The sequence below is a fragment of the Rhodococcus sp. EPR-147 genome (assembly GCF_001647185.1).
Taxonomy (GTDB): domain Bacteria; phylum Actinomycetota; class Actinomycetes; order Mycobacteriales; family Mycobacteriaceae; genus Rhodococcoides.
The window spans coordinates 1-4,518 of the sequence record NZ_LVCU01000594.1; the positions used below are offsets into that span (position 1 = coordinate 1).

The window sequence follows — 4,518 nt, forward strand, 5'->3', positions numbered from 1 at the left end:
CGACATCGTCAACGAGAACATGTTCGGCGCACTGCGATTGGTCAGTGTGCAGCAGGGCTACGACCCTCGCGATTTCGCACTCGTCTCGTTCGGCGGTGCCGGGCCGCTGCACGCCAACGCGCTGGGTCGACTGACCGGGTCGTGGCCGGTGATCGTCCCGCCGTCGCCCGGGGTCCTCTGCGCGTACGGCGACGCCACGACGTGTCTTCGGGACGAGGCTGCGCGCACCATGGTTCGTGCCTTCTCCGACATCGACGACGGCGAGTTGCGCACAGCTCTTGCCGAATTGGCCGATGCGGCGTCGGAAAGGCTCTCGTCCGAGGGGGTGTCAGCAGACCAGCAGACCGCTACCTATCAGGTGGACCTGCGCTATCAGGGTCAGGGTTTCGAGATTCCCGTCGACCTCGACGCGTCCGCCCTCGATTCGGGGGAGCTGTTGTCCACTCTCGGCTCTGCCTTCGACGCCGAACACCAGCGACTGTTCTCGTTCCTGCTCAAGAACGAACGCGAGGTCATCAACCTCCGAGTCACGGTCAGTGGTCCACGCCCCGAGGTGGCGTTCCAGCCGTTGGAGGACGGTGGCGACGATCCATCCGCGGCGCTGATCACCACGAACGACGTCTGGATGGACGGGCAGTACGCAAAGGCAGGCATCTACGACCGCTCGAAACTGTTGGCAGGCAACGTCGTGACGGGTCCGGCAGTGATCACGGAGATGGACTCCACCACGCTGGTGCTGTCCGGACACACGGCCACGGTCCACCGCAGTGCATGCCTTCTCATCAACCCCGTCGGCACCGACGACACCCATCGCACCACTCGACTGCAGGAGAGCTGATGGCCACCATCATCGAGACCTCGAAGACCCCGTTCACCACGGTTCCCGTCGACCCGATCACGCTCGACATCATCGAGAACGCCCTGCGAAACGCCCGCGCCGAGATGGACGAGGTCCTCTTCAGGACGGCACTGTCGCCGGGTATCCGCGAACAGCACGACGAATTTCCCCTCATCGCCGATCCGAGCGGCAAAATGGTGGTCGGGCAATTCGGCCTGTCCGTTCCCGACTTCCTCGACAACTTCTCCGGCACCGTCGGCGAGGGCGACATCCTGCTCACCTCCGATCCTTACGCGTGTGGTGCTGCCATCAGTCACGCCAACGACTGGCTGATCGTGTTGCCCATCTTCCACAGCGGACGGGTCGTCGGTTGGTCGTCGATGTTCGGGCACATGGCCGACGTCGGGGGTAAGACGCCGTCGTCCATGCCGACCGATGCACACACCATCTTCGAGGAGGGCGTCGTCATCCCGCCCTTCAAGCTCTACAGCGCAGGCGAATTGAACGAGACCGCCCTGGACATCATTCTCAACCAGGTGCGCAAGCCGGACTGGAACCGAGCAGACCTGAACGGACTGGTCGCAGCGTGCACCACCGCGTCGCGGCGCATCGTCGAACTCTGCGACCGGTTCGGCGTCGACGTGTATCTGTCGGCGCTCGACGCGTTGCTCGACAGGAACTATCAGGCCATGAAGGTGCTGCTCGCGATGCTGTTCGTCGACGGCGAGACCATCGAGTTCAGCGACTTCATCTGCGATGACGGATGTGGTTACGGCCCTTACGAACTGACCATCGAGCTGACCCGGCACGGGGAGAAGATCCACCTCGACTTCAGCAAGGCGGCACCGCAGGCCGTCGGGCCGATCAACTACTTCATCAACGAGAATCTCGTACGCATGTTCTTCGGCATCTACGTCATCACCGTGGCCGACCCGCAGATTCTGTGGAACGACGGCTTCTATCCGTTGATCGACGTGACCATTCCAGAGGACTCGTTCTGGAAGCCGCGCTATCCGGCTGCACTCAACGGCCGCAACCACGGAATCGGCCGTGTCTTCGACCTTTTCGGTGGGCTGCTGGGTAAGAACAACCCCGAGATTCTCAACGCCGCAGGCTTCTCGTCGTCGCCGCACTTCATGTACTCCGGTCACTACGACGGGGGCGCGCGGGACGGGGAGTGGTTCCAGCTGTACTCGATCGGATTCGGAGGTATCCCCGGTCGTCCGATGGGAGACGGGCCGGACGGTCACTCGCTGTGGCCGTCGTTCGTCAACATCCCCTGCGAGTACCTCGAGTCCTACTATCCGCTGCGTATCGAGCGGTGGGAGACCGTCACCGACACCGGCGGTGCCGGGCTTCATCGCGGCGGCAACGGCGTCGACGTGGCGTACTACTTCGAGGAGCCGGGCACCATCGCCATTCACGACGACAGGTGGCTCACGTATCCGTGGGGTGTCAACGGCGGTAAACCCGGTGCGCGAGGGAAGAAGTGGATCGTCCGAGCGTCGGGTGAGGTCGAGGTGTTGGCCAGCAAGATCCACGAGGTACCGGTGGGACGAGGCGACGTGCTGCACTTCGTCACGTGGGGCGGCGGCGGTTGGGGCGACCCGCTGAAGCGGGATCCCGAACTGGTCGGTCTCGAAGTTCGGCGGGGTCTGGTCAGTACCGAGGGTGCCCGCATCGGCTACGGAATCGTCTGCGATGCCGACGGTGTCGTCGATTCGTCCGCCTCCGAGGCCGCGCGCAGTGAGATGTCTGCCGCGCGCGGGGAGATCGCAGTGTTCGACAAGGGGCCGTCGATCGAGAAGATCCTCGAGCGGTGCGAGGCCGAAACCGGATTGCCCGCCCCGCGTCCGCCGGTGAACGTCCGTAAGGCAGTGCGCGCGTGAGCGACACGCTCGGGTCGTACCGGGACTCGGGATTTGCCGGTGAGCTGGGCCCCGGCCGTAACCCGGCGGTTCTGGTGGTCGACATCGTCGCGGCCTACCTGGTGGACGGCTCGCCCCTGCGTGCCCCGGTGGAAGCGGCAGTAGAGGCTGCGGCACAGCTGGTTTCGGTCGCACGATCAGCCGGTGTTCCGGTTGTGTTCACCCGGGTCAGCTATCAGCCCGGCGGAACCGACGGCGGGCTCTTCACGACGAAGATTCCGGCTCTGACGGTCTTCGAGGAGGGCTCGGAACTGGGCGAATTTCCCGTCGACCCCCGTCCGATCGCCGGGGAGACCGTGGTGACCAAGCAGTATGCAAGTGCGTTCTTCGGTACCTCTCTGGCGGCCACTCTCACCGCCCGCGGCATCGACACGCTGTACATCTGTGGGTTGACCACCAGCGGCTGCATCCGTGCAAGCGCGACCGACGCACTGCAGCACGGTTTCCGTCCTCTGGTGGTGGCAGATGCGTGTGGTGATCGGGAGCCGGGCATGCACGAGTCGAACCTGCTCGACCTGCAGGCCAAATATGCGGACGTCATCGATCTCGCGCAGGCAATCGGCCAGTTCGGGTCGTCTTCTGGGTGACGGCTGTTCGAGCCACAGATGAAGATCAGCTCCCCGGATTCGAATACTCGACGCCGATCGGAGGCTGAGATCCGAAACGGGAGAGCCGATGTGGTGGGACGGTTCCGTCCTGCCAGGAAAATCCCGTCGGTTCGGACGAATCGATCCACCCATGGGGGGATAGTGGTTCCATGGACACGCTGAATCCCGATGTACCGGACGACGTCTTCGCGGACGTGTTGAAGCAGATCTCGCAGTTCGTGCGCTCACGTGTGGTTCCTCGTGAACTGGAGATCATGAACAACGATTCGATTCCGGACGATCTGCGACAGCAGGCCGCGGAGATGGGTCTGTTCGGCTACGCGATTCCGCAGGAGTGGGGCGGTGTGGGCCTGAATTTGATTCAGGACGTCGAGGTGGCCATGGAGCTCGGTTACACCTCGTTGTCGTTGCGATCGATGTTCGGCACCAACAACGGGATCGCCGGGCAGGTGCTCGTGGGGTTCGGTACCGAGGAGCAGAAGGCGACGTGGTTGCCGGGCATGGCAACCGGCGACGTCGTTGCGTCCTTCGCGCTGACCGAGGACGGGGCCGGGTCGAATCCAGCGGGGTTGAAGACGACGGCGACGGTCGAGGGCTCGGGTTGGGTGATCAACGGCAGCAAGCGCTACATCACCAATGCGCCGATCGCGAACATGTTCGTCGTCTTCGCCAAATTGGACCCGAAACCGCAGAGCGGCAACGGTATTGCAGTATTTCTGGTCCCTTCCGACACGGCCGGCATCGAGGTGGGCGTCAAGGACGCGAAGATGGGGCAGCAGGGCTCGGGCACTGCCGACGTGAACTTCACCGACGTGCGCGTCGAGGCCGATGCGTTGGTGGGCGGCAACGGCGACGCCGGAGTGGAGCCTGCGGAACGACCCAAGATCGATATCGGGTACAAGGCGGCTATGACGTCGTTGGCGCGGGGGCGGGTGCATATCGCGGCGTTGGCCGTCGGTCAGGCGCAGCGTGCCTTGGACGAGTCGGTGGCTCATGCCGCGTCGTCCACTCAGGGCGGGGAGCCGATCGGCAACTTCCAGTTGGTGCAGGCGATGATCGCCGATCAACAGGTCGGTGTCATGGCGGGCCGGGCGATGGTGCGTGAGGCGGCGCGGGCGTGGGTGCAGGAGACCGATCGCCGTAT

The 4,518-nt window shown here is 64.1% G+C and carries 4 protein-coding genes; all 4 read left to right on the top strand.

Annotated features, from left to right (window positions below; all coding sequences use genetic code 11):
* Window positions 1-838 (top strand): hydantoinase/oxoprolinase family protein (locus A2J02_RS26800; protein ID WP_331712163.1); only part of this gene is annotated, 838 nt, incomplete at its 5' end.
* Window positions 838-2,727: a hydantoinase B/oxoprolinase family protein gene (locus A2J02_RS26805; RefSeq protein WP_068056026.1), complete on the top strand. Its 1,890-nt coding sequence runs from the start codon at window positions 838-840 to the stop codon at window positions 2,725-2,727. The genes A2J02_RS26800 and A2J02_RS26805, both read left to right, overlap by 1 nt.
* Window positions 2,724-3,353 carry an isochorismatase family protein gene (locus A2J02_RS26810; protein ID WP_068056029.1) on the top strand — a complete coding sequence of 210 codons (630 nt, stop codon included), beginning with the start codon at window positions 2,724-2,726 and terminating at the stop codon, window positions 3,351-3,353. Before A2J02_RS26805 ends, A2J02_RS26810 begins: the two co-directional genes overlap by 4 nt.
* Window positions 3,354-3,523: 170 nt before the next feature.
* On the top strand, window positions 3,524-4,518 hold a 995-nt coding region (locus tag A2J02_RS26815; RefSeq protein ID WP_068056032.1), incomplete at its 3' end, for an acyl-CoA dehydrogenase family protein.

Coding starts and splice junctions, on each gene's coding strand:
- A2J02_RS26805 (WP_068056026.1), top strand. CDS start 838: ATGGCCACCATCATCGAGACCTCGAAGACCCCGTTCACCACGGTTCCC.